This window comes from Flavobacterium sp. GSP6, from assembly GCF_003984855.1.
Taxonomy (GTDB): Bacteria; Bacteroidota; Bacteroidia; order Flavobacteriales; family Flavobacteriaceae; genus Flavobacterium.
Map to the genome: position 1 here is coordinate 98,365 of NZ_RYDO01000003.1, position 24,341 is coordinate 122,705.

Here is a 24,341-nt window from a genome sequence, read left to right on the forward strand (position 1 = left end):
CTTCTGAAAAATCCATTTCATCCTAATTAGGATAACTGGTGTATTTTGGTTCCGAAACATTGTATTTTTGTATTAAGGAATTTTTCATGGCAAAATCATTTATAGTTAGTCAAAAGTAAAGCGACTGCTCACATATTAAAATGACAATTATCATATTGAAAAAAACTTTTACAAAAAAAAGAGGCTTCAAAAGCCTCTTCACAAAGAAATTTGTTCTTTAAATAGTAATGCAATCCTGAATCATTTTTATCCATTTTTTAGCTATTTGATGATCTTCATGCAAACAAACCTGACCTATTTGATCATTCTCAATTGTGTAAAATGGAATGGTGTCTGTTTTTTTACCCTCTTTGTAGTGAAATTGAAATTCAATTTTTACTATCGTATCGCTGTTATTCTCCGTTGTTGGAATCAGTTTACAGGACTGAATTGTATTTAAATCTACAAAAGAAACAACTTCTTCTTTAGCATTAAAATCCATCAAAAGAAACCCTTTGTTTTTTTGGTCTAAAGCCAATACTTTTTTGTTTTGTGTTTCCATTAACTCAAAATTAAAGCGATTGTTTTGACTGAATTTCTGTTTTATTGATTTAATTTTTGTTTTATTTAGTGAACTATACCGAATGGAATAGAAAATGGGGATGGCGATTATTAACGTTAGTACCAGGCCAATTATAGTTACGGATGTATCCATTTTTTTTATTTTTTTTAGATTTATAATGCAGGATTAATTGAACTGAAAACTAAAAAGGAATCAATTCAAAATAGAAGATAAATATATCTTCTAATTAGGGTTTCAGTGCTTTAAATTACCAGAAAAAATGAAAAGGAAAGAGTAAGAGCGAAACCATTTCACAACGGTTGATGTCTTGTTTTGCAAAATGAATAATGTACTTAGAGGCTTTAAAATTTGGAACAGCTACCAAGTAATTTTCGTAAAAATTACTAACGTTAGGATCAATAGAACGATCATGTAAAGCAAATACAGTATGTACCTGTGGTTGAATAAAAGCTGAAGAATGAATGCTGTCAGCAGAAAAGAATGAATGTGACTTTTCTGTTTGAATTGAATCCAATGAAATAGCATTTGCATTAAAAGCAAATAACAGAGCTATTGAAAAGCCAATAAAAACAACAGTTTTCTGAATCCATTTCATTTTGTAAACATAAAAAATGAGACTGACTTTATGAAATTTTTTTTAATAAATGAACGTTAAATGTTAAAATCAGCTAAGTCGTGTCTCCCCATAAAAAAACCTCGAGCAGTTTATTCTCGAGGTTTTGATCACCAGTATGTGCTGAAATTTATTCGGTTTTTAAGTTTCGTAATTGTTTGAGTTTTTCTTTCCAAACATCAAGACTCTCTTTATGAATAGCAATGTTTTTACGAACTTCTAATACGATGGAATTTTCTTTTTTTGCATTTCGGGTATTGGTAAAAAACTGAATGTTATTTTCCAATTGAAAAATTTCATTTTGAACTTCATCAATTTTACGCATTACAAAAATCTTTTCATTATCTAATTTGCGCGTATCATGGCTTTCTGACAAATGATCCATTCTGTTTGAGAAACGCAACATATCAGTATCTTTTTTACTCAAACTTAATTTTTCAAAAAGGACATCCAGTATTTTGTTAAATTTTCCCTCAATATGTCTTCTTGTGAACGGTACTTTACCAAAGTTTTTCCAGGTTTCAATATGCAATTTTATGGAGTCTAAATCTGTTTTATGGTCTCCGATCAATTGGAACTCTCTTAAGGTTTCCAGGTAGGTTTTTTTAGCATCAAAAGCGGCTACTTCTTCCCCGTTTTCCTCATTTTTTTGCTCTTTTAATTTGTCAAAATAATGATTGCAGGCATCCTTAAACTCTTTCCATATTTTATCCGAATATTTTCTTGGTACATGCCCTATTTGTTTCCATTCATCCTGAATTTGTTTCATGATAGGAGTTGTAGCATCAAAATCAGTGCTTTCCTGCAATTCTTTAGCTTTAGCTACAAGAGCTGTTTTCTTGCTTAAATTGTCGTTTTGGTCTTTCTTAATGTCTTTATAAAATGAATTTTTGAAAGAATTGAAATTTCTTACAGCAGTTTTAAAACTGGCCCAAGTATCCTCATTTACCTCTGATGGCACTTTTCCGGCAGAGAAGAAAGCAGTTCTCAAGGCTTCTACCTTTTCTATTTGAGCCAGCCATTGAGAATGTGCATTCACTTTCTCGGTCGCCAAAACTTCAATTTGAGCAATAATTTCTTTTTTCTTTTCTAAATTCTCTTGTTCAGTTCCTCTTTGATTTTCGAATAAAACTTCTCGTTTATCATGCATTTGCTTGGTCAAATCACTGAATTTATTCCAAATATCATCTCGATGTTCTCTAGATACCGGTCCAATATCCTCCTTCCAGATTCGATGTAAATCCTGTAGTTCTCTGAAGGCTTTGTTAATATCAGCTTCAGTAACCAATTCTTCAACACGCGCTACAATTTTTTGTTTTTGTTCTAAGTTGTGTTTGAAATCCAAATCTCTCGCTTCCCGGTCTAAATGCAGATAATCATAGAAATTTTCCACATGAAAATGGAAGTTATTCCACACGTGGTTGTATTTGTCCTTCGGAATTGGCCCGGCAGTTTTCCATCGTTCTCTTAAATCATTAAAATGTTTTAAGGTGTCTTTGATGTTTTCCTGAGGGTTAATCAACTCTTTTAATTCCTCAACAATGGCCAAACGATTTTCTAAATTTGTTTTTAGATTCGTTTGCAAGCTCTTGAAATGGGTATTTTTAGTATCTCTAAAAAGAGAGTAATAAGTATCAAATTGAGATTTCAACGGAGAATGATATTGAAATTCTTCGTTAGGGTCTTGATTTTCTGTTAGAAATTCTTCTTTTTTCTCTTCGAGGAGGTGGTTGTATTTAGCTAAAAATGCTTTTTTAATTTCTTCAATATGCTGCTTAAAAGTCAAAATTTTGTCGCTGGAAACTAAATTTTTCAGTTCGTTGACCAATACTTCAAGTGATAAGGTATCATAATCCTGCATCGGAATATCGTGACTTTCTTTGAGTGTTTCGTCTTCACTTTCAGCTGCATTTGTTTGTGTAATGGCATGAAGCGCAGTTGTATTTGCTGTTTCTGGCGCTATTACATTCTCTTCGGCGGGAACAGCAGCTTCGGGTTCATTTGTTGGATCAGTGGCGTGAGTTGCTAAAACGTTTGATTCTAATGAATTAGATTCAATAGTATTTTTGTCTAATTTTCCGTCTGCTTCAGGCAGGTTATCATTCTTTTCTTCTAACATTTTTTCAATGTGTAAGGTTTCTAAATAGATTCAACTCGAAAGATACTAAAGCAGTATGAAAATACAAAACAAAAACTTAATTTATAGTCATTTTAGGTTAAATGGCTTTTTTTTTGGAGCTATTTCCTGCTGTCCGCTGTATTCCCAATTAATAAAAACTACGGCTGAAAAGCCTTGTTTTTCTAAATTGGGAGATGCCGCTTCCATCAGGGCTAGGGATTTGGGTTAAAATTATGAATTGTTTTCAAAAAAAAAGTCCCACCGAAGCAGGACTAAAGATTTTCATCTACGGCATATAGCCTTATTGTGATAAGATTAAAGATTAGAAATTTTAATCAGTTGTAAATATACATATAAAATAATTAGGTTGCAATGAGGGAAACCGTAAAGCAGGTAATTATTTTCTCCGTAGCTTTAAAAATTCTTACAAAATACAGATTGTTACGGCAAAAATATTAGGAATTGTATAAAAACAACGAACCTCCAATAAATTGGAGGCTCTGATTAGGTCACCTTTCGGTTCAATCCCACGGTTCACTTGAAAACAAGGACCTTATTGTGATTTGATTAAAACAAATGTAATCAATAAATTGAAAAAAACATAAAAATGGAAAAAATAAGACTTGGATTAGATATAGGAACAAATAGTATTGGTTGGACGGTTGTAGAAAAACAAGATGGAGTTTATGATTTTAAAAAACAAGAAGACAGGAATGGAGAATTAATTCCTTCTAAAGGAAGTTATATTTTTTCTAAGAGTGTTGATGCAAATGAGAATTCTAAAGCGTCAGAGCGAAGAGGTTTTAGAGGAGCAAGGAGAAGAATTGATAGAATAAGATTGCGAAAAATATCAACTTTAAAGGTCTTAAATGAATTTCTATTGTGTCCCAAATTTACAGCTGGTGAATTGAATAGATGGAAAAACAAGAAAATTTATCCTTGCGGGAATGATAAGTTTATTGAGTGGCAACGTACAGGGAAAAAGAATGGAAATAGTCAAACCGAAAAATTAAAACAACCTTATTATTTACGCGATTTAGCAGCTACTAAGGAAGGAATGATGGACACTGAAAATGGTAAATTGCAACTAGGCAGAGCTTTTTATCATTTATCACAAAGAAGAGGGTATTTATCAAATTCAGAAGAGGATCAATCTGATGATAAAATTGATTTATTTAAATCTGCTATTTTAAATTTATTAGAAAATACTTTTGATTCAGTATCCTTTAAAACTGGACTTGAAGTTATTTTTGACCAATATAAATCAGATGTAAAGGTTAAAAGCCTGAATACTAAAATAGGCAAGGAACTTAAAAAAGAAATTGTTTTTGAAAATATAAAATCGTTTGTCAATACCGAATTTAATAAACCTGAAAATTTGGGTAAAGTGATGTCGAGTATTGGAGAATTATCAAATGAGATTAAAGGATTTTCAACTAAAGAAGGTATTCCAACTGGGGAAGTTTTTCCAACGATGGGATGCTATTTTTATTCAATTTATAATACTGTAAACAAAAAATCAGGATTAATAAACAAAATTAGAGGTAGATATACACATAGAGAAGAACACTATTTAGCTGAATTCAATTATATCTGTAAAATCCAAAATATTACTGGCGATTTTAAAGACAAATTACAAAATGCAATCTTCTATCAAAGACCTTTGAAAAGTCAAAAAGGATTAGTCGCAAATTGTACGTTAGAACCAAAAAGAAAACGTATAGCCACTTCGCATCCATTATTTGAGGAATTTAGAATGTGGGAATCAATAAATAGAATAAAAATAAAAAGAGAATCGGAGGGTAAGTTATATTTTCTGAACAAGGAAGAAAAGGATTTAATTAAAAACGAATTTTTACAAATAACAGATTTTGAATTTGGGAAAATTGCTAATAAATTAAGCGAAGGACAGTCTTATGGTTATATAAAACGACCAGAAGAAGTTTATTTAAAAGGAAAAAAAGTAGAAACTGAATCCGTTGCTGTTATTTGTTTTAATTTTCCAATGGATAAGAAGTTTTCAGCTTGTCCTACAATTGCATCATTAAAGAAAGTGATTGGAGAAGAAGCATACAATAATATGCAGTTGTTAAATACGGGTTATGGACATGAGAAGGGTAAAAAACAATTAAGTATTGAAGATATTTGGCATTGTTTGCAAATGGATACTTTTGGTTCAAAAGATAAAAAAACAGTACGAACAGAATTTGCTAAAAAGCATTTAAAACTTGATGATAAGATTGAAAACTTTGTAAAAATTAAGTTAGTTAAAGGATATGGAAGTTTGAGTAAATCTGCCATTAAAAAAATAATTCCTTTTTTAGAAAAAGGAGAGATATATACTAATGCAGTTTTCTTGGCTAATGTTACAGAAGTTTTAGGGCGTAAAATTTCAGATACTGAACAAAAGCAAATAGCAGAAATAATCAAAGAAGCTTTAGATAATTTTGGGATTGAAAAGCAAAATAAAGGAATTGTAAATAATTACATAAGCAAATTTAAAGGCGACAAAGAGAATTCTTTGGGCAATAATCAATTTAGTATTGAAGCATATAAAAAAGGTTTAGATTATGAAATAGCAAACTGGATTGGGGAAGTTCAATTGGGAATTATGGAGAAAGAAGTTATTTCTGAAATAACAAAAACTTGTTGGGGATTATTTTATAATGCAGCTTGTGACAAATCTCCAAAGGAAATCATCTATTTGTCTTCAAAAACTATTCCTGAATTTATTTATGATGGATTAAGTACTGTTTTTATAAATGATAAAATTAATGTAAGTAAATTGTATCATCCTTCTGCGATGGAAGCTTATTCCAAGGCTGATAAAAAACTTGGGAATCCTGAAATCTCATCAATAAAAAATCCTGTTTTCGATAGAGCAATGCACCAAGTAAAAAGATTGTGTAATGAATTAATTAGAAAAGGATTAGTCGATAAAGAAACCGAAGTGAATCTTGAAGTTGCGGGGGAAATCAATAGTGCAAGTTATAGAAGAGCTTTGACACTTTGGCAGAAAGAACAAGAATTCATTAGAACTTGGGCGAAAAATAAAATCATAGGATTAAATGCAGTTGAAAAACGAAGTGAAGTTATTCCGACTTCAACTGAAATTGCAAAATATATATTATACAAAGAACAAAATCACAAATGTTTGTACACTTCTGGTAAAGAAATTTGTGTTACGGATTTCTTGGGAAACAAAACAACTTATGATATTGAGCATACAATACCAAGAAGTAAGTTTAATGATAATTCTTTGAAAAACAAAACGTTAGTCAATTATGATTTTAATAGAAATTATAAAAAAGCAACTTTACCCGCTTTGTTGAAAGTTGATTTTAACGGCAAAACAATTGATGCAGAATCAATTTTGCAAAATCGCGATACCTACTTAAAATCGTATACTATTAAGGGTGAAGAAGTGACTTGGACTGTTTCTTTAAACGATTTGAAATTTGAATACAAGAAATTTAAAAATGCGGCAAAAGCGATAACTGATGCAGTCGCACACGAAGAGGTAATGACCAAGGCTCATTATACAAAAATGAAGCTGGATTATTTAAGAGAGAAATACAGAAATTTTGAAATAGAAGAAATAAATAATCAGTTTACAAATGCGAATTTGGTTGATACCCGAATAATTACAAAATATGCAAGAGCTTATTTGAATTCGTATTTCAATAAAGTAAATGTGGTCAACGGGAAGATAACAGATACTTTGAGGAAGATATGGGGGCTGCAAGGGGAAGAGGAATCTAAAGACAGAAGTAATCATATTCATCATTGTATTGATGCAATAGTGGTAGCTTGTGTAGAAAAAGGTACGGCTAATAAAATTTCGGAACTTTATCATAAATACGAGAATGATTATTTCAGAGGCAATGATAATCCAAGAATTCACGCAAAAGAGCCAATGAATAATTTCGTTGAGAGATTGAAAAACTTGCATAAAGAAGTTTTGGTTTATCATAAACAAACCGACAGAATAAAACCATTACTGATAAATGCTCAAAATGAGAATGTTCAAAAATTAAATTTAAGAGGAAGGCTAAATAGTCAGAATCCGTATGCACATATTAAGAAAAATGATGAGCTGATTTTTGCTCAACGAAAACCAATTACAAGTATAGTAGGTAGTGATATTGAAAATATCATTGATGAAGGAATTAAAAAGAGATTATTGACTTATGCTGATTTAAAAGGTTGGGAAAAACTTATGGAAATTCAAGCTGATGATAGAGATGAAGTTGTTGAAAAACAAATCGAGTTGAAAAAGATAGTTGTTTTTAGGCTTTATGAGAAATTAAAAAAGGATAAGAAGAATGAGTCTTTGATAAAAAGAAGCATTGTAAGGGATGATGTTGAGATTGATTTTTTTGATTCAAATTCTTTAATTGATGTTGTTTTTAAAGGTTCTGTTATAGAAAATTTAGATGAAGCTAAAATTGGTCTTTTTAAAAATAAGATAGTAAAAGAAGTCAATAATTTAATTCGAAGTAAAGGTCTTGAAACTCTTTTGAAAGAAAGCGAAGGTGTAATCGTTCTACCAGAATATAAAGACGAGAAAAGTGGCAAAGATATTTCAAAAATGATTCTTAAAAGAATTAGATTGAAGTCCTCAAAATCAAATTTGAAAGATTATAAAAAAATTAGAGAAATTGATAGAAAACAAACTGATGATAATAAATTCGATCACAAGCACGATTATTATTTTGATAAAGAATCATATACTAATTATGAGGCAAGAATATATGGAGATTTGGTTCCTAATGATAAAGGAAAGTTTAAAAATAGAGAATATAAAGTGATTAATCATCATAATATTGTAAATAATATATTTGAAAAAGAGAGTAATAACTCCATATTGCAATTACATCAAGATGATATGTTTCTTGTGTTTGATTTGAAACCAAATGATGAAATTAATTGGAAAGATATTTTTGATTTACAAAGCAGACTTTTTAAAATAGTTAAGTTTGATGAAAATGGGATAATTGTTTTAGTAAGACATAATTATGCGGGGGGAAGTGTTGATTCAGCTCCAGCAATTAAATCAGAAAGTGATTTATCGAATAATTCTCAAGTTGTTTTAAGGAGAAGTCCTTCAACCTTGAGAATTATTCCTGTGTGTCTTGATACTTTAGGTAAGATTGATGTTGGTTTTAGTAAGGATTTTGTGGATTTGAACAGTAAGTAAAATTTTAATTCAACTTCAAAAATTTGGTATAAATTTACACCAATTAAACAACTAGTATTATGGCACGACAAAGTATCACTTTAGCCAATCAAAACGATGAATGGTTAAAACAACAAGTTGCCAACGAAGAATTTACCAGCAAAAGTGAAGCGGTAAATTATTTAATCAAGCAAGCTCGTGATCGAGATGAGTATGTTGAATTTGTTCGAATGAAGTTAGATAGAGCTGAAAAAAGCGGATTTAGCACCAAAACAAAAGAGGAATTATTAGCAGAAATTAAGAAAAAACTAAATGTTTAGTTATAAACTTAATATACAAGCAGGGAAGATTTGACTCGAATTTTTGAATATGGAATTGGTCGTTTCGGATTTCTTCAAGTTAATAAATATTATGAAATGTTTTTTGATTGCTTTTCAAAAATCGCATCAAATCCATATCTATTTCCTGAAGCTATTCGTTTTCGTCAAGGTTATAGATATTGTATTTGTGGAGTGGATACTATTTTTATAAAATTAATGCCAATGAAATAGAAATAATGGCAATTATAGGAAGACAAGATTTTTAAAGGTTCTTTGACATACAGTTTTTCATTGTCTTAAACAGCCAAACCACAACTGAAAGGTATGGCATCCGCCCAGCAGGGATGCAGTAGCTTTCAGTTGTGGTTTGATTAAAGATTAGAAAACACGATATTTTCAATTCCGAAATTAAAGCATTGGCTGATGTTGTGGTTTGATTAAAGATTAGAAAACACGATATTACCTTACAGGTATCAAAAAAGCATATTAGGGTTGTGGTTTGATTAAAGATTAGAAAACACGATATTTTGGCTTAGGGGTTTTTGCAGCATTAGGCGGTTGTGGTTTGATTAAAGATTAGAAAACACGATATTCAAATGGACGCTGATGACGATTGGGAAGATGTTGTGGTTTGATTAAAGATTAGAAAACACGATATTAAACTAGCTGAAATGATTGATCAGTATCCGTTGTGGTTTGATTAAAGATTAGAAAACACGATATTTTTCGCAATGCAATTATAGTTGAAGAAGCCGTTGTGGTTTGATTAAAGATTAGAAAACACGATATTTGCCGCTTGTGAAGCAGTTATAAAAGTGTCGTTGTGGTTTGATTAAAGATTAGAAAACACGATATTTTCAAATATGTTATCAAATATATTGTGGAGTTGTGGTTTGATTAAAGATTAGAAAACACGATATTTTCAAATATAACATACAGTACAACAAGTTTGTTGTGGTTTGATTAAAGATTAGAAAACACGATATTAATGTGAACACAATGTTCACTGAATTGTACGTTGTGGTTTGATTAAAGATTAGAAAACACGATATTGGCGTTCTTTTAGTACGGACGATTCTATGGGTTGTGGTTTGATTAAAGATTAGAAAACACGATATTTTTTTTGACTAATTAGGAACATATTTTATTGTTGTGGTTTGATTAAAGATTAGAAAACACGATATTCAAGGTGGGCGAATTGGTATCGCTAAAGCGTTGTGGTTTGATTAAAGATTAGAAAACACGATATTGATGTTTTTATATTATAGGGGGCAAGGGGGTTGTGGTTTGATTAAAGATTAGAAAACACGATATTCTTACATTACCGGATTGAAAACCGATATCGGTTGTGGTTTGATTAAAGATTAGAAAACACGATATTGATATTGTCATAGGCCGTAACGATTACCAAGTTGTGGTTTGATTAAAGATTAGAAAACACGATATTTAACCATTTCAGGACCATTCTCGGCCACAAGTTGTGGTTTGATTAAAGATTAGAAAACACGATATTGTTTCTTCTACAGCTGTAGCTTTAAACGTTGTTGTGGTTTGATTAAAGATTAGAAAACACGATATTGTAAACTCTTTCCATCAGCTTGCTACCGTTGTTGTGGTTTGATTAAAGATTAGAAAACACGATATTAAAGACACGCCGATGTCGAATGCCGTTCGGGTTGTGGTTTGATTAAAGATTAGAAAACACGATATTTATTGAAGGCACTTCAGGTTTAGATTTTTCGTTGTGGTTTGATTAAAGATTAGAAAACACGATATTAATATCTCAGCGAACGATTTATTCACATTTGTTGTGGTTTGATTAAAGATTAGAAAACACGATATTCTGATTCCGCATCTATTTTATATACTACATGTTGTGGTTTGATTAAAGATTAGAAAACACGATATTAGTCGTTATATGTTACCAGTACACGTTCTGGTTGTGGTTTGATTAAAGATTAGAAAACACGATATTGGCTGTCATCATAAGCGTCTGAGTATTTTCGTTGTGGTTTGATTAAAGATTAGAAAACACGATATTAGTTGGCTTGTTACCTTCTAATTATCAAAGGAATATGGGTGAATGTCGTATAAAAAAATGCCTCTTTTTTGGATTGATATCCCAATATTGAGGCATTTTTTTATTTCTATCAATAAAAATTCGATAAATGGTAGTAGAATCATAGTAAGAGGCAAGATTCAATGATTAATTTTTAGTGCAATCTGCAGGGACAGGTCGCGACCTGTCCGTACGTTATCCAAATGCAATAGGTATTGGGGATTATCCGCAAAATAATTTATATTTTTTTACGATTTGTGTGTAGGGTAGGAAATGTTGTTTAGGGAATGTGAATAGGGCAGGAATAGGGCAGGGACAGGTCGCGACCTGTCCGTACGTTAGAGATTAGTCGCAAAATAATTTATATTTTTTTACGATTTGTGTGTAGGATAGGAAATGTTGTTTAGGGAATGTGAATAGGGCAGGGACAGGTCGCGACCTGTCCGTACGTTAGAGATTAGTCACAAAATAATTTATATTTCGTTACGATTTGTGTGCAAGATAGGAAATGTTGTTTTGAGAATGTGAATAGGGCAGGAATAGGGCAGGGACAGGTCGCGACCTGTCCGTACGTTAGAGATTAGTCACAAAATAATTTATATTTTTTTACGATTTGTGTGTAGGATAGGAAATGTTGTTTTGGGAATGTGAATAGGGCAGGAATAGGGCAGGGACAGGTCGCGACCTGTCCGTACTAATTATGAAAAAGAAAAAATAATGAAAAATAGAAAGCGAAATAGAATGCTGGGATATGATTAGTCGCAAAATAATTTATATTTCGTTACGATTTGTGTGCAAGATAGAAAATGTTGTTTTGGGAATGTTAATACGGCAGGAACAGGTCGCGACCTGTCCGTACACGAGCCAATGAATCCGTATATGGAATGGAATGAATATGGTTCTATTGCACAAAAACAATGGAATTGGTTGGATAATCAGTATGCGTATGTTTTTTTACATTCTTTTATAGTAATGCCGAATCATGTCCACGCAATTTTGGAAATTGATAGTAATTTGATATCTGATTGTGAAATAAAAATAAAATCAGTATCGGAACTAATTGGTGCTTATAAAACGACCTCATCAAAACAAATTCATTTAGCCGGTTTGTCTGATTTTGCCTGGCAGCGTTCTTTTCATGATCATATAATTAGAAACGATGGGTCTTATGAAAGAATTTATAATTATATCGAAACAAATCCTGAGAGGTGGAATACAGATGCGCTTTTTGAAAAATAAAATTATTGTTTAAAACAATTCCAACTGTGTTGGGGCATTACTATTTTCCTGTTTGGCTTTTCCTAAATAGTTGATAATCATTCCAAATTGTTTGTCGGTAATACGTAAAACACTAACTTTTCCTAACGAAGGAACGAGTCGGTTAATGCGTTTTTCATGAACATCAGCACTTTCTCCACTCGCACAATGCCTAATATAAACTGAAAATTGCATCATGCTAAAGCCATCTTTTAAGAGATTTCCTCGAAACTGAGAGGCATTCCTTTTGTCTTTTTTAGTTTCAGTAGGCAAATCGAAAAATACGAACAGCCACATTATTCGGTATCCGTTAAGTTCCATAATTTAGGATATTTAATTTTTTTTCGGTGACCTGTAAAACAGTGCTGGAGCGAACTAGCCGTTTTTTGCAATCCTACCATTAAAGGGCTTTTTTCTTCTTTGAAATAAACAGTTTGTGTCAGCATTTGTAATAGTTCCGCTTTTATTGCGGTGTTTAGTTCTTGTTCTTGATACCGGTTCATAATATCAAAAACTTTTTCGTCAACAATGGGACGAAAAGGTTCCATAATATCATCAGCAAGTGCAAAAGCATTGTATTTACTTTTATGATGAATACCAAGTGTATTCAATAATCCGCTTCCGGAAAGTGCTCTAGCTGTAGCGGCTCTTAAAATAGCATACCCGTAGTTTAAAAAATTGTTGGGATAATCACCATAACGTTCTCTTTTTATGCCATTTTTTGCATGATTAGGTAACGGAAAATTTTTCCAATATTGTTGTGCAGCAACGCCTTCCATATTTGTGGTGTCACCGCTTAATACTTTGCTAGCCAGAAACTCAAACGTATTTTTATTTTCAGTTATTTTTGCTAACAATTCCCCTTGATTTTTAATTTTTTCAATAATAGTTTGTTGCCATAGTTGTTTTTTCAGAGGAATTGAAGCTTCGATTTGATTTTTGAATATTTCCTGCTGAATGTGATGGCTGTTGAGGTTGAGTAACATTCCATTGGGTAAGTGGTTGCTACCACAAATAATAATAGCAGTATTATTTTCTACAATTAAGTTCATAGCAGGAATACTCAGATAAATTTCAGCATGATCGAGTACCAGAAAACCAATGTCTTCTATTGGAATGGTACTTTCTCTTATTTCTGATTTTAGTATTAGCTGTTGGTTTTTTGTCGTGATTGAGGATTTATTTTCGATAAGAATTGTTCTTTTGATCATAATTTAAGCCGTTAAATTAATTGCAAATATTTGATTATCAATCAAATTAACATATTTAATAATCAGTTATTTTACGGGAAACCTCAATCTGCCTTTTAAATTGCTGATATAAAAAAAGCGTCTCGTTTTAAAACAGTTTGATGCTGTTTTAAAACGAGACGACCTAAAGAAATTTTAATACTAATTATTTAGTTTAAGCGAGAGTTAAAACAATAATCTTGATTACGCTCGATTTGACAAGAAATAAACTTCTTAGTTATTTATTCCAAATCTTCCACGCTTTCTCTGCTTGAAAAATAAGCATATCCAAACCATTTTTGATTTGTGCTCCTTGCTGTTTGGCTTTTTTTAGGAATTGTGTTTCTGCAGGATTGTAAATCAAGTCAAATGCAATGTGCTTTCCTGTGAAAAACTCATACGGGATCAATGGAAACGCATCCACATTTGGACTTGTTCCTACTGGAGTCGAGTTGATGATGATTTGGTAATTGTCGAATGTTGTTGCGTTGATTCGGTTATACTCAATCGCATTTTCTTTAGCTTCTCTCGACACAAAAGTATAAGGAATGTCCAGTTCATCCAAAGCAAAAGCGACTCCTTTAGAAGCTCCTCCTGTGCCTAAAATCAAGGCTTTTTTGTGGTGCGGTTGCAACAGGGGTTCTAATGATTTTTTGAAACCATAATAATCGGTATTATACCCTTTCAACGTTCCTTTTTTGGTAATTTTGATGGTATTTACAGCGCCAATTAATTCCGCTTTTTTAGATAATTTATCCAGAAACGGAATGACGGTCTCCTTGTATGGAATAGTTATACTTAACCCTTTTAAATTTAAAGTGTTTTTTAGTATCTCTGGAAGTGCTGTTATTTCTGGAATATCAAAATTTTCATAGGTGCAACCAGTAAAATTTTCATTGTTAAATTTATCGGTAAAATATCCTTTAGAAAAAGAATAACTAATATTGCGACCCAGTAACCCAAAACGTTTTCTAACTGTTTCTGTCATTATTTTTTTTTATGTTTTGCAATGTAGTTTTGCACCATTTTTTTGGCCCAAACTACTGGAAATAAATCTTCTAAAAGGATGTAATTATCAAAATTTAATCGTAAGGCATTGCTTAAATGGAATTTTGCTTTTGTATTATCTGTTAGCATAAAATACAATCCTGCTAAGCGGTATTCAACTTCATTTTCTTCCGGAAAATATTCTGAAGCTTGTAATAAGGTTTGAATGGCACTTTCGAATTCTCCTAAAAATTGTAGAATATCCACCCAGAATAACCAGGTGTCAAGTTCAGTATCGCCAAATTCAACTGCTTTCCTGTATCCAAATTCAGCTTCTTCAAAGAAGTTCATTTGCTTATTGATAGTCGCAAAGCGTTTCCAATATAAGCGATTTTGGTTGTCAATCGCTAATGCTTTATTGACATAAAATAATGCTTTTTGGTAATTTTTTTGACGTACGTAAAAGTCCGTGATGGCAATCCAACCTTTATCTAAGAGTGGATCTTCATGCACTGTTTGATTGAAATATTTTAAGGCTAAAGCTTTGTTTCCTAATCTTTCATAACATTTTCCCATTCGAAGTAACGCATACGAAGTTGCATCATCTAATTCAATGGTTCTGCTATAACTTTCTATGGCTTTCTCGTATTTTTTTAATCGTTCAAAAGCTTTTGCTTTTTCCATGAAAGCACCAAGGAATTCATCATCAATTAAAGTAGCGTAATCAAAGGCACGAATCGCATTTTCATATTCTTTTACACCATAATGCAAACGGCCCAGTTGGTGCCAGGCAATTTCGCTGTATGGATTTTTGTCAATGTATTTATTTAAATAAGTAATCGCTTCTTGGTTTTGATCTAAAAATTCAAAACAATACACTACGTTATACAAAGCGGATTGGTCTTCCAGATCTTCTTCTAAACACTTGATGAAGCTTTCTTTTGCCAGTTCAAGATTGTCCATAAAAAGATATTCCATGCCTATTAAATTATAGACATCAGCATAATCATCTGTGTATTTTAACGCGGTTTGTAATAATTCAACCGCCTTTTCGTGTTGGTCTCTTTTGGAGCAGATATTGGCTTTTTGAATGTAAATTTCTTCATTGGTTGGTTCAATGGCATACAACTCGTTCAATAGCTTTTCGGCTAGTTCGAGTTTGTCGTCATAAACTAGCATTTCCACCTGAACTAATTTTAGTCCGGTAGATTTTGGGTGCTGTTCTAATGCCAGTTTGAGTGCTTTTTTTGCTAAAGCGGCCTTACCCATATCGAGGTAATGAAGAATAATTTCTTCAAATTCTTCGGAGTCAAAAAAGAGTACTTTGTTGGTTTTCAACATGGACTCAAATTTAGACAATGATAAGTTATAGTCTTCTTCTTCGTTGCTTAATTGCATACTGTGTGTTTTTAATTTGGCCTAAATAAATTTAGGGAATCGTGCGTGTACTGCGAGGGAAAGTTGGAATTGTTGTGAACAATTTAATTAACAAAAAAAGAGGTAGTTTAAACGTATGCCCTAGCCCTGATAAGAGTGGAAATCCTTTTGCTTTTTGCTGACAAAAAGTAAAAGATTAAAACGGATAGCAGGAATAGCTCCCAATTTTTTTAATTGTTTTGAATAGGTATTTCAATATGTATCCAATAGTACAACTTCTGCTATCAAAAATCGTTAATCATTTTTCTTCAATCATTATTCCATCCATTACTTCTAATATGATGCTGCAACCTTCTCGTATCTCTTGTTCAGAAATGGTAAGCGGTGGCGTAATTCTTATGGCGCAATCTTCAAATAATAACCAGAATAAAATGAGTCCTTTGTCTTGACATTTAAGAATCACTTCGTTTGTTATATCGGCACTTTGGGTCATTGCAGCCAGCATCAATCCTTTTCCTCTTATATCCTGTATCAAAGGATGTACCAAAAGTGATCTGAATAGCTTTTCTTTCTCTATCGCCTCATCCATGAGATTGGTCTCGGTAATTTCCTGCAAAGTAGCCAAGCAGGCTGACGCAATGACAGGGTGGCCTCCAAAAGTCGTGATATGACCCAGTTTTGGATTATCGCTCAACAAATCCATCATTGCTGATGAAGCCGTAAAAGCACCTACAGGCATGCCACCTCCCATTCCTTTTCCCATAACTACGATATCAGGAACAACATCATAATTTTGGAATCCAAAGAGTTTTCCGGTTCTCCCAAAGCCTGGTTGGATTTCATCGAGAATCATCATTGCGCCCACTTCTGTGCAACGCTCGCGTACTTTTTTGAGATAATCATCGTTTGGCTGAATAAATCCGGCACCACCTTGAATGGTTTCCAGAATAATTCCAGCCGTTTTAGTGGTTATTTTTTGTAAATCGGCTTCGTTGTTGAAGGTAATAAAATCAACATCAGGTATCAATGGACGAAAAATTTGTTTGCGTTCTTCAAATCCCATGACGCTCATAGCACCCATTGTATTGCCATGGTATGCGTTATGACACGAAATCAATTGGCTTCTTCCGGTAGTTCTTCTAGCTAGTTTTAAAGCACCTTCAATGGCTTCGGTTCCTGAATTGACCAAATAAGTTTTATCTAAAGGTGCGGGCAGGAGCGAGGCTAACAATTTGCAATACTGAACCGCCGGACTTTGTGAATATTCGCCATAGACCATAACATGAGAATATTTGTCTAACTGATCCTTTATGGCTTGATTGACTCTAGGATGTTGGTGTCCCAATGTGCATGCGGAAACTCCCGCCACAAAATCCAAGTATTTCTTAGCGTTCGTATCGTAAATATAAGAACCTATAGCATGTGAGACTTCCATGCCCAATGGATATGGTGAGGTTTGCGCTTGGTATTTTAAGAAATCTGGATTCACGGTTATTTGTTTAATCTTTTATTTGTTAAATTGACAGAACGGTGATTGAATACTGCTCCCGAAGTGTCGGGACTGCTCACTGCTGACTTACTTCTTCTTCTTCTTCTTATCGTAATTCAGGGTTTCTTTTCGGATTTTCATAGGAATATCCTCTTTGGCCTCTGCCGCTTTAGTTGCTTTATCTATTTTATCGTTGTCTTCATTTTCTTCGGCAGGAAAAATATCGTCCTTGGATTTTATTCGTTCCTCTCCTCGCCAAAGCAGTCCTCTTAGAATACGTGCATTTTCTGGCAACTCTTTCTCTGGATAAATATCGCCATCCACTTGCTGGAAAAACGTGATAGTTTCTATCGCATTTTCTTCTAAAATAAGGTTGATTTTGCTGCTTACATTCTTATTAATACCAATGAGTTCCTGAGCTTCGTTGCGCATGTAATAAATGACTTCGGCATTCTTTATAATATCAACATCATGGAGTTTTCCTTCTTTAAATTTCCCATAGAGATTTTGACCCTTGACTTGATTGTATCCAGTTCCTATCGTGTCTTTGGAGACTATAAACGTGTTGTTGAGTACTTTGAGCGAATCTAGTTTTTGGGTATTGTTGTCTCCTATGAGATGCATGACATCTCCTGTGATTTGGTTTTCTGCGTTCCAAAGTATCGGATTTCCAATCATTTTGGTCAACGCTGTTTTAGAACTTGAATGAATCGAATCACATTTTCCGCTCATATCAGTTTTGAAAAACCGGACATTGTTAAACGCTCTGATAATTCGGTTTCCTTCTTTTCCAGTAACCATTAATTTTTTTCCATGGATGTAAACCGAGTCATTTTCGACAAAATTCACGGCAACAGCTCTTTTGGTTACGTACATAGAATCCAGTTTTTTATACACTTCAGCATAATGCCCTTTTATAATTCCGCGATTGATGGAATCCGTTATTTTTACGTTTCGCGTTGCCGATGCAAATTCCCGGTTTCGATCATAGTACAAACTGTCGCCTTTAATCACCCGATCATCGTATTTGATGTACGATTTATTCAGGAAATGAGCCAGATTTTTTTTGGTATCATAAAATCCTTTTTCGGTATATATATAATTGGCTTTACTGGTAATTGTGGATGGTCCAAAAAGATACGAATGCCCGGAATTACTGAAATAATCCAAGTGATTTGATTTAATTACATAGGTTGGATTAGTAATAGTAACAGCTGTAAGGAATTGGAATTTCTTTTGTTTCACATAATATCTTCCTGAATTGCTTTTTAGCGTATTGTCTTTATTGGTAATTGTTCCTGGCGTATCGTAAAATACTTCTTGAGTGTTTCGGTCAAAATTAATAATCTCTGTTACCAAAGTCGCATCAGGGGAACTCATTACGGCATCTCCGGAAGCATAGGCTTTTTTTACATTTCCATTGTATTCCGCATATTTACTGTTTAGGAATAAAGTGTCACCTTGCACCATTTGAACATTGCCAAAAGCCTTGATGTAGTTTTCTTTTTGAAAATAATACGCTTTATTACAAGTCATTATCACGCCATCATGATTGACACGTACGTTCCCAATCAGCAATAATGCATCCGGTATTTCTACCTGATTTACATCGGCAAAATCTGAGTTTTCTACAATAATTTTTTTTGGAGCTTGCGCCAAAACTAAATTAGCAGTGAACAGTATGAAACAATAACGAAGGAAAAAAAACGATTTTTTCAATGGATTTAATTTTTGTCAAATTTATGAAAAAGGATACAATCCTAATCCATATTAGGATTTATTTATAATTAGTCAAAAGTGCATGATAAACGATGATTTTTCCTTTTTAAAGTTATCAACAAATGCGGCAACTCCTTCGTTGTAGTTTGTTCTAATGGAGAGATGATTATATAATTTCAAATAATATAGAGTTCTTTATATTTAAAAAATATTAAATTTAAAAATTGATATTCATTTTAGTATCAAAAGAATTAAAATCAGCATAAATAATTTTATATGATGAAAAAAACAACTATTGTTGCCGGTATAAGCGTAGTGCTTTTGGCGACAGCCTGTAAAACGAAAGAGTTAAAAATGAATACGGAACAAAAGGAGTCAGTTTCCCATAAAAAAGAAGTGGTGTATCAGGTTTTTACCCGATTATTTGGGAATAAAAATACGAACAACAAGCCTTGGGGAACCATTGAAGAAAATGGAGTAGGAAAGTTCAACGATTTTACAAATACGGCCTTAAAGGAAATAAAGGATTTGGGAGTTACTTATATTTGGTACACCGGAGTTCCGCATCATGCTGTGATTCGAGATTATTCCGCTATTGGAATTTCTAATGATGATCCGGAAGTGGTCAAAGGACGAGCCGGTTCTCCTTATGCCGTAAAAGATTACTACAATGTGAATCCAGATTTGGCTGTAAATCCTGAAAATCGTTTGCAGGAATTTGAAGCTTTAGTTGTGCGAACTCACCAAGCTGGATTAAAGGTGATTATCGATATTGTTCCCAATCACATTGCGCGAAAGTATGAAGGAAAAAGTAATCCGGTTGGTGTCAAAGATTTTGGTGCAGATGATGACACGACCGTTGAATACAAAAGAGACAATAATTTTTATTATATTCCAAATACACACTTTGAAATCCCTGACACAGACAAGCCATTAAATGGAGAAAAGAATCTGTTAATTGATGGAAAATTTGTAGAAAGTCCAGCAAAATGGACTGGTAATGGTTCTCGTATGGCAAAACCAGATCGAAATGACTGGTATGAAACCATCAAAGTAAATTACGGTATTCGTCCGGATGGTTCCAAAGATTTTCCGGAACTTCCTACTGGTTTTGATTCCAAATCCTATCAGGAACATTTCGATTTTTGGAAAGGAAAAGATGTTCCAAACTCTTGGGATAAATTCAAAGACATTGCCTTGTATTGGACGGCAAAAGGAGTCGATGGTTTTCGATTTGACATGGCCGAAATGGTGCCGTATGAATTTTGGAGTTATATGAATTCAGCCATTAAAGTAAATAATCCGAATGCTTTTTTATTAGCCGAAGTCTACAATCCTAAAGAATATAGAAATTATATTCATCTGGGTAAAATGGATTATTTGTATGATAAAGTAGAAACGTATGATAAATTGAAAGATATCATTCAAGGAAAAGCATTGCCTGATGGATTATCTGACATCCAAAACGGAATTTCAGATATTGAGCATCACCTGTTGCATTTTCTGGACAATCATGATGAACAACGTTTAGCAAGTCCGGAATTTGCGGGAACGCCACAAAAAGGGAAGCCTTTGATGGTGGTTTCTACAACCATAAGTACTTCGCCTACGATGGTTTATTTTGGACAGGAAGTAGGAGAGGCTGGAAATGAAAATGCTGGATTTGGTACCCATTCCAGAACGTCAATCTTTGATTATATAGGTGTTCCCAATCACCAACGCTGGATGAACGGAGGAAAATTTGATGGTGGTCAGTTAACGCAGGATGAAAAGGACTTGCGAGATTTTTATAAAAAATTATTGAATTTCTCTTTGAATAGTACTGCTTTAATGGGGAAATACCAAGAAATACAAACGGTGAATCGCCATATGACTCAAGGATACGATTCTGGAATTTATGCATTCACACGCTGGTCTGATACGCAAAAATTAATCGTTATCACTAATTTTTCATGGCTTACTACTAGCAATTTCGAGTTAAAAATCCCTTCAGATGTAATCCAAAAATGGAATTTGAAAGACGGAAATTATACACTTACGGATCAATTATACCATAAAAGTTCTGTTGAGCTGAAAGTATTCAATGGTGAAGGAAACGCGAAAATTACAATAGCACCTTCAGAATCGTTTATTTATCAATTGTAAAGGATTTTTAGTTAGCAAAAGGATAAAAAAAAGCTAATATAAATTTATATCAGCTTTTTTTAGCTCAAACGAATACTATTTTTTTGTTACAGCATCATAATTTTCTTCTATTTTTTTCCAATTAATTACATTAAAAAAAGCATCAATATAATTTTTTCTTCGGTATTGGTAGTCTAAATAATAAGCGTGTTCCCATACATCTAAAGCTAATATTGGAGTTCCGGGAACAACTGCATTACGCATCAAGGGATTATCCTGATTAGGTGTGCTGGTTACTTGTAATTTTCCGGATTTATCTAGAATCAACCATGCCCAACCGGAGCCAAATTGTTTTGTCGCTTCAACTTTAAACGCTGTGGTAAAGTTTTCAAATGAACCAAAATCTCTGGTAATTGCTTCAGCCAATGCATTTGATGGTTGACCTCCCCCTTTTGGCGTCATGCATTTCCAATACAAAGAATGATTGTAAAAACCTCCTGCATTGTTGCGAAGTGTGGGGTCATTTGGATCTAATTTACTTAATACTTCCTCAATTGTCAGATTTTCAAGTGGAGTTCCTAAAATAGCCTTGTTCAAATTGTTAGTGTAAGTCAAATAATGTTTGGAATAATGGATTTCTAAAGTAGTAGCTGATATGTTTGGGGCTAATGCATTGTACCCGTAAGGAAGTTTTTCCAGTTGAAAAGAACCTTCATTAGCCTTTACGTCCTCCGGAATTCCGGTTAATACTTTCTCTTCGGTCGTAGGTAAGGGAACTTCAACGACTTCGGTAAATTTTTTTTTATTACAAGAAATTATGCCAATCAGTAGCAGTATAACTGGAATTAAAAAATATAATTTTTTCATAATAATACTATTTTTTTAACAAAGAATAAATAGTTTCTATGTATTGTTTTTTGGCCTCATCTGAGGTAAGGTGGCTGATTTGCATCCATGCATTGGTTTTAAAAGCATCTCTCAAATGGTAAGTAGAAGTTTGTTTTAGATCTAAAGTTCCAAAAGTAGCTTGTTTGTAAAAGGCATAAAGTCGCAATTGAACATCTTGCGGTAAAGATGCCTGTGTCATCGATGAAGCTATTTTTACAGCTTCCAGAAATTGTAGCTCTAATTCTTTTTCATTCATTATCTTTTGGTAGCAATAATAGTTTTACCTCCAATTGCCTTTTGATTCAATTCAACATTAACTTCTGTTCCTAATGGTAAAAAGAGATCTACTCGTGAGCCAAATTTGATAAAACCGGCATCAGTTCCCTGAATAACCTGCATTCCTTCTTCAGCGTAATTTACGATTCTTCGGGCTAAGGCTCCGGCAATTTGACGGTATAGTACTTCACCAAAGGTTTTATTTTCGATGACAATTGTAGTTCTTTCGTTTTCCTCGCTTGCTTTTGGGTGCCATGCTACTAAAAATTTCCCAGGATGGTATTTGCTGAATTTTACAATTCCGCTCAATCCATAACGGGTGACATGCACATTAATGGGCGACATGAAGATGGATATTTGTAAACGTTTGTCTTTAAAATATTCGCTTTCATACACTTCTTCAATAACCACAACTTTACCGTCTACTGGCGCAAGAATTTGGTTTTCAGTGATGATTACGGTTCTTTTTGGATTTCTGAAAAATTGCAGTATGATGATCAAAAGCAACAGCGCTGCTATTTGTATGGCCATTTTGAGCCAGATGGTGTCTATGAAATTATCAGACAATAAGAGCACAACGGCAGTAAAAATAGTGCCTAATAAAATAGATTGGGTTCCTTCTTTATGAAACATAGTTTAAAATTTGATAAAATAAAAATATAATTGGTGCTACAAATATAACACTATCTAGTCGATCTAGGATGCCTCCGTGACCAGGCATTATTTTTCCGCTGTCTTTGACATCGGCAATTCGTTTGAATTTAGATTCAATTAAGTCTCCTATAGTACCTGCAATTCCAACAATAACAGCTATTGAAGTCCAGATTAGTATGGATCGTTCACTAAATTCAGGGTTGGCTTTTATGTAGTACTTTGAGATCAAATAACCGGCTAAAATAGCAAAAATGATTCCGCCTAAGAACCCTTCAATTGTTTTTTTGGGCGATATTTTTTCAAATAATTTGGTTCGGCCTATTGATTTCCCAATAATATAAGCAAAGGTATCATTAGTCCATATTAAGATGAATAATCCAATTATAATTTTGGGATTATAGTCATTTATTCCAAATGAAATTTTAGTAATAAATACAAAAGGTAATATGATGTAACCTAGTAAATACAAGTATTTTGATGAAGTGCTTATTTTTTGAATGTTATCATAAAATAAGAAAAGGATACATTTTATAGATACAACTAACGCTATAACCAATAAAACAACATCTAGTTGCTGTATGTTTATTGAAATTTCTAAATTAGAATTAAATAGCTGATTGAGGGTATCCGTAGTGATTTTATTATAATGGCTTACTAAAGTAACAGCTGTATACAAGGTTGCACCAAAAAGAACCGGTAAAATTTTATGTATTTGAATTAAATTACAAAATTCATAAATGGCAATAAGTAGAAAAATACCAAAAAGAATAAAAAAGCTTTCAGTAGAGTATAAAATAGAAGCAAGTAATAATAGGATATAAACAGCTCCCGATATACCTCGTTTTAGAGTTTCATTCATCTTACAGATCTTCTAAAAGCAATAAATAAAGATTTTTTGCAGAACTTCCGTATTGCGTGAAGTCTTCTTCTTTGGCTTTTTCGAAATATTTTATAGTAGTAATATTAGTAGGGTAGTCCCTTTCATATTTCTTTTTTATAGCGCTAAGTCCATCGCTTTTGGCTTCAAGAATTTGACTTGTATTTGCTAAAATTATAATGTTTGTGGGTAATTCGTTTGGTTTGTCTTGCTTAATTTGTTTTGAAGAAAACAATATAGATCCTTCTTCAGAAATTAAATTTTCACAACTGGCCAGTAAAAATGAAGGATTTTTTGGTTTAGAGAAACTTAATTTATTATCCTCAAGCATACTGAAAAGTTCTGGTTCATAGCATAAAACTTCACTTTCGAACCAGTCATTCTCTTCAAGAATATTTTCAAAGTGTTCTTTTACTTCCTCTGGATTTTCACAGTATAAAAACTTACCTCCATTTTTTTTAAAATTACTGATAAATTTTTCATCTATAGAGATCGTGCTATCAGCATTGGTTTTACTAAATTCACTTTCTTTATCTTCCTCAGAAGCCGGATTAATTGAACCAAAAATTTTTCTAAAAAGACTCATATCGCTGTCAACTGCTTTAATTTATT

The 24,341-nt window shown here is 32.9% G+C and carries 19 protein-coding genes and 1 CRISPR repeat array; of the genes, 5 read left to right on the forward strand and 14 right to left on the reverse strand.

From position 1 onward, the window contains the following. Positions 1-217 precede the first annotated feature (217 nt). The 3 genes from EKM03_RS04375 to EKM03_RS04385 form a co-directional block, all read right to left on the reverse strand. Positions 218-694 (reverse strand): hypothetical protein, encoded by a 477-nt coding sequence (locus tag EKM03_RS04375; protein ID WP_126460506.1) that lies wholly within the window; start codon positions 692-694, stop codon positions 218-220. Between the two features lie 115 nt (positions 695-809). Then, positions 810-1,157: a hypothetical protein gene (locus EKM03_RS04380; RefSeq protein ID WP_126739933.1), complete on the reverse strand. Its 348-nt coding sequence runs from the start codon at positions 1,155-1,157 to the stop codon at positions 810-812. Positions 1,158-1,305: 148 nt separating this feature from the next. Beyond that, positions 1,306-3,294 (reverse strand): DUF349 domain-containing protein, encoded by a 1,989-nt coding sequence (locus tag EKM03_RS04385; protein ID WP_126739934.1) that lies wholly within the window; start codon positions 3,292-3,294, stop codon positions 1,306-1,308. Positions 3,295-3,349: 55 nt separating this feature from the next. Here EKM03_RS04385 and EKM03_RS15180 point away from each other — a divergent pair, with 55 nt between their 5' ends. The 4 genes from EKM03_RS15180 to EKM03_RS04405 all read left to right on the forward strand — a co-directional run bounded on the left by EKM03_RS15180 (position 3,350) and on the right by EKM03_RS04405 (position 12,091). Then, positions 3,350-3,523 carry a hypothetical protein gene (locus EKM03_RS15180; protein WP_156063269.1) on the forward strand — a complete coding sequence of 58 codons (174 nt, stop codon included), beginning with the start codon at positions 3,350-3,352 and terminating at the stop codon, positions 3,521-3,523. 378 nt (positions 3,524-3,901) lie between these two features. After that, on the forward strand, positions 3,902-8,494 hold the full coding sequence (gene cas9 / locus EKM03_RS04390; RefSeq protein ID WP_126561893.1) for a type II CRISPR RNA-guided endonuclease Cas9: 4,593 nt from the start codon (positions 3,902-3,904) through the stop codon (positions 8,492-8,494). Between the two features lie 59 nt (positions 8,495-8,553). Then, positions 8,554-8,793, forward strand: a complete 240-nt coding sequence (locus EKM03_RS04395; RefSeq protein ID WP_126561892.1) for a CopG family transcriptional regulator — start codon at positions 8,554-8,556, stop codon at positions 8,791-8,793. A gap of 359 nt (positions 8,794-9,152) precedes the next feature. Further along, a CRISPR array of direct repeats spans positions 9,153-10,834; the repeat unit is 36 nt; unit sequence GTTGTGGTTTGATTAAAGATTAGAAAACACGATATT. Between the two features lie 810 nt (positions 10,835-11,644). Continuing rightward, the gene (locus EKM03_RS04405) at positions 11,645-12,091 is read left to right on the forward strand and encodes a transposase (protein ID WP_233584057.1); all 447 of its coding nucleotides are present in this window, start codon (positions 11,645-11,647) and stop codon (positions 12,089-12,091) included. Positions 12,092-12,100: 9 nt separating this feature from the next. Here EKM03_RS04405 and cas2 read toward each other — a convergent pair whose 3' ends face one another. The 6 genes from cas2 to EKM03_RS04435 all read right to left on the reverse strand — a co-directional run bounded on the left by cas2 (position 12,101) and on the right by EKM03_RS04435 (position 18,910). Next, positions 12,101-12,430 carry a CRISPR-associated endonuclease Cas2 gene (gene cas2 / locus EKM03_RS04410; RefSeq protein WP_126455227.1) on the reverse strand — a complete coding sequence of 110 codons (330 nt, stop codon included), beginning with the start codon at positions 12,428-12,430 and terminating at the stop codon, positions 12,101-12,103. Continuing rightward, positions 12,406-13,320: a type II CRISPR-associated endonuclease Cas1 gene (cas1, locus tag EKM03_RS04415; protein ID WP_126455229.1), complete on the reverse strand. Its 915-nt coding sequence runs from the start codon at positions 13,318-13,320 to the stop codon at positions 12,406-12,408. The genes cas2 and cas1 overlap by 25 nt, the downstream gene beginning before the upstream one ends. Positions 13,321-13,576: 256 nt before the next feature. Continuing rightward, positions 13,577-14,326 carry a shikimate dehydrogenase gene (locus EKM03_RS04420; protein ID WP_126460530.1) on the reverse strand — a complete coding sequence of 250 codons (750 nt, stop codon included), beginning with the start codon at positions 14,324-14,326 and terminating at the stop codon, positions 13,577-13,579. Then, on the reverse strand, positions 14,326-15,723 hold the full coding sequence (locus EKM03_RS04425; RefSeq protein ID WP_126460534.1) for a tetratricopeptide repeat protein: 1,398 nt from the start codon (positions 15,721-15,723) through the stop codon (positions 14,326-14,328). The genes EKM03_RS04420 and EKM03_RS04425 overlap by 1 nt, the downstream gene beginning before the upstream one ends. A 277-nt stretch (positions 15,724-16,000) precedes the next feature. Then, complete coding sequence (locus EKM03_RS04430) at positions 16,001-17,191, reverse strand: aspartate aminotransferase family protein (RefSeq protein WP_126576858.1); 1,191 nt, start codon at positions 17,189-17,191, stop codon at positions 16,001-16,003. Positions 17,192-17,278: 87 nt separating this feature from the next. Then, positions 17,279-18,910 carry an OstA-like protein gene (locus tag EKM03_RS04435; RefSeq protein WP_126576857.1) on the reverse strand — a complete coding sequence of 544 codons (1,632 nt, stop codon included), beginning with the start codon at positions 18,908-18,910 and terminating at the stop codon, positions 17,279-17,281. Positions 18,911-19,186: 276 nt separating this feature from the next. Here EKM03_RS04435 and EKM03_RS04440 point away from each other — a divergent pair, with 276 nt between their 5' ends. Further along, positions 19,187-21,055, forward strand: a complete 1,869-nt coding sequence (locus EKM03_RS04440) for an alpha-amylase family protein (protein WP_126739935.1) — start codon at positions 19,187-19,189, stop codon at positions 21,053-21,055. Between the two features lie 75 nt (positions 21,056-21,130). Here EKM03_RS04440 and EKM03_RS04445 read toward each other — a convergent pair whose 3' ends face one another. The 5 genes from EKM03_RS04445 to EKM03_RS04465 are packed head-to-tail and all read right to left on the reverse strand — an operon-like array spanning position 21,131 to position 24,315. Continuing rightward, positions 21,131-21,901 (reverse strand): superoxide dismutase, encoded by a 771-nt coding sequence (locus EKM03_RS04445; RefSeq protein WP_126460546.1) that lies wholly within the window; start codon positions 21,899-21,901, stop codon positions 21,131-21,133. Between the two features lie 7 nt (positions 21,902-21,908). Further along, positions 21,909-22,178, reverse strand: coding sequence for an acyl-CoA-binding protein (locus tag EKM03_RS04450; RefSeq protein WP_126460549.1), 270 nt, complete (start codon positions 22,176-22,178; stop codon positions 21,909-21,911). Next, entirely contained in the window at positions 22,178-22,831 is a 654-nt protein-coding gene (locus EKM03_RS04455) for a phosphatidylserine decarboxylase family protein (protein ID WP_126460552.1), read from the reverse strand. Before EKM03_RS04455 ends, EKM03_RS04450 begins: the two co-directional genes overlap by 1 nt. Continuing rightward, positions 22,821-23,711 carry a phosphatidate cytidylyltransferase gene (locus EKM03_RS04460; RefSeq protein WP_126561711.1) on the reverse strand — a complete coding sequence of 297 codons (891 nt, stop codon included), beginning with the start codon at positions 23,709-23,711 and terminating at the stop codon, positions 22,821-22,823. The genes EKM03_RS04455 and EKM03_RS04460 overlap by 11 nt, the downstream gene beginning before the upstream one ends. Position 23,712: 1 nt before the next feature. After that, the gene (locus EKM03_RS04465; protein ID WP_126460560.1) at positions 23,713-24,315 is read right to left on the reverse strand and encodes an LUD domain-containing protein; all 603 of its coding nucleotides are present in this window, start codon (positions 24,313-24,315) and stop codon (positions 23,713-23,715) included. Positions 24,316-24,341: the final 26 nt, after the last annotated feature.

Excerpts from the sequence above, each read along its gene's own strand:
- EKM03_RS04465 (WP_126460560.1), bottom strand. The coding sequence starts at position 24,315 with ATGAGTCTTTTTAGAAAAATTTTTGGTTCAATTAATCCGGCTTCTGAG.
- EKM03_RS04420 (WP_126460530.1), bottom strand. The coding sequence starts at position 14,326 with ATGACAGAAACAGTTAGAAAACGTTTTGGGTTACTGGGTCGCAATATT.
- EKM03_RS04385 (WP_126739934.1), bottom strand. The coding sequence starts at position 3,294 with ATGTTAGAAGAAAAGAATGATAACCTGCCTGAAGCAGACGGAAAATTA.
- EKM03_RS04455 (WP_126460552.1), bottom strand. The coding sequence starts at position 22,831 with ATGTTTCATAAAGAAGGAACCCAATCTATTTTATTAGGCACTATTTTT.
- EKM03_RS15180 (WP_156063269.1), top strand. The coding sequence starts at position 3,350 with ATGAAAATACAAAACAAAAACTTAATTTATAGTCATTTTAGGTTAAAT.
- EKM03_RS04380 (WP_126739933.1), bottom strand. The coding sequence starts at position 1,157 with ATGAAATGGATTCAGAAAACTGTTGTTTTTATTGGCTTTTCAATAGCT.
- EKM03_RS04375 (WP_126460506.1), bottom strand. The coding sequence starts at position 694 with ATGGATACATCCGTAACTATAATTGGCCTGGTACTAACGTTAATAATC.
- EKM03_RS04440 (WP_126739935.1), top strand. The coding sequence starts at position 19,187 with ATGATGAAAAAAACAACTATTGTTGCCGGTATAAGCGTAGTGCTTTTG.
- cas2 (WP_126455227.1), bottom strand. The coding sequence starts at position 12,430 with ATGGAACTTAACGGATACCGAATAATGTGGCTGTTCGTATTTTTCGAT.
- EKM03_RS04445 (WP_126460546.1), bottom strand. The coding sequence starts at position 21,901 with ATGAAAAAATTATATTTTTTAATTCCAGTTATACTGCTACTGATTGGC.
- cas1 (WP_126455229.1), bottom strand. The coding sequence starts at position 13,320 with ATGATCAAAAGAACAATTCTTATCGAAAATAAATCCTCAATCACGACA.
- EKM03_RS04425 (WP_126460534.1), bottom strand. The coding sequence starts at position 15,723 with ATGCAATTAAGCAACGAAGAAGAAGACTATAACTTATCATTGTCTAAA.
- EKM03_RS04395 (WP_126561892.1), top strand. The coding sequence starts at position 8,554 with ATGGCACGACAAAGTATCACTTTAGCCAATCAAAACGATGAATGGTTA.
- cas9 (WP_126561893.1), top strand. The coding sequence starts at position 3,902 with ATGGAAAAAATAAGACTTGGATTAGATATAGGAACAAATAGTATTGGT.
- EKM03_RS04460 (WP_126561711.1), bottom strand. The coding sequence starts at position 23,711 with ATGAATGAAACTCTAAAACGAGGTATATCGGGAGCTGTTTATATCCTA.
- EKM03_RS04450 (WP_126460549.1), bottom strand. The coding sequence starts at position 22,178 with ATGAATGAAAAAGAATTAGAGCTACAATTTCTGGAAGCTGTAAAAATA.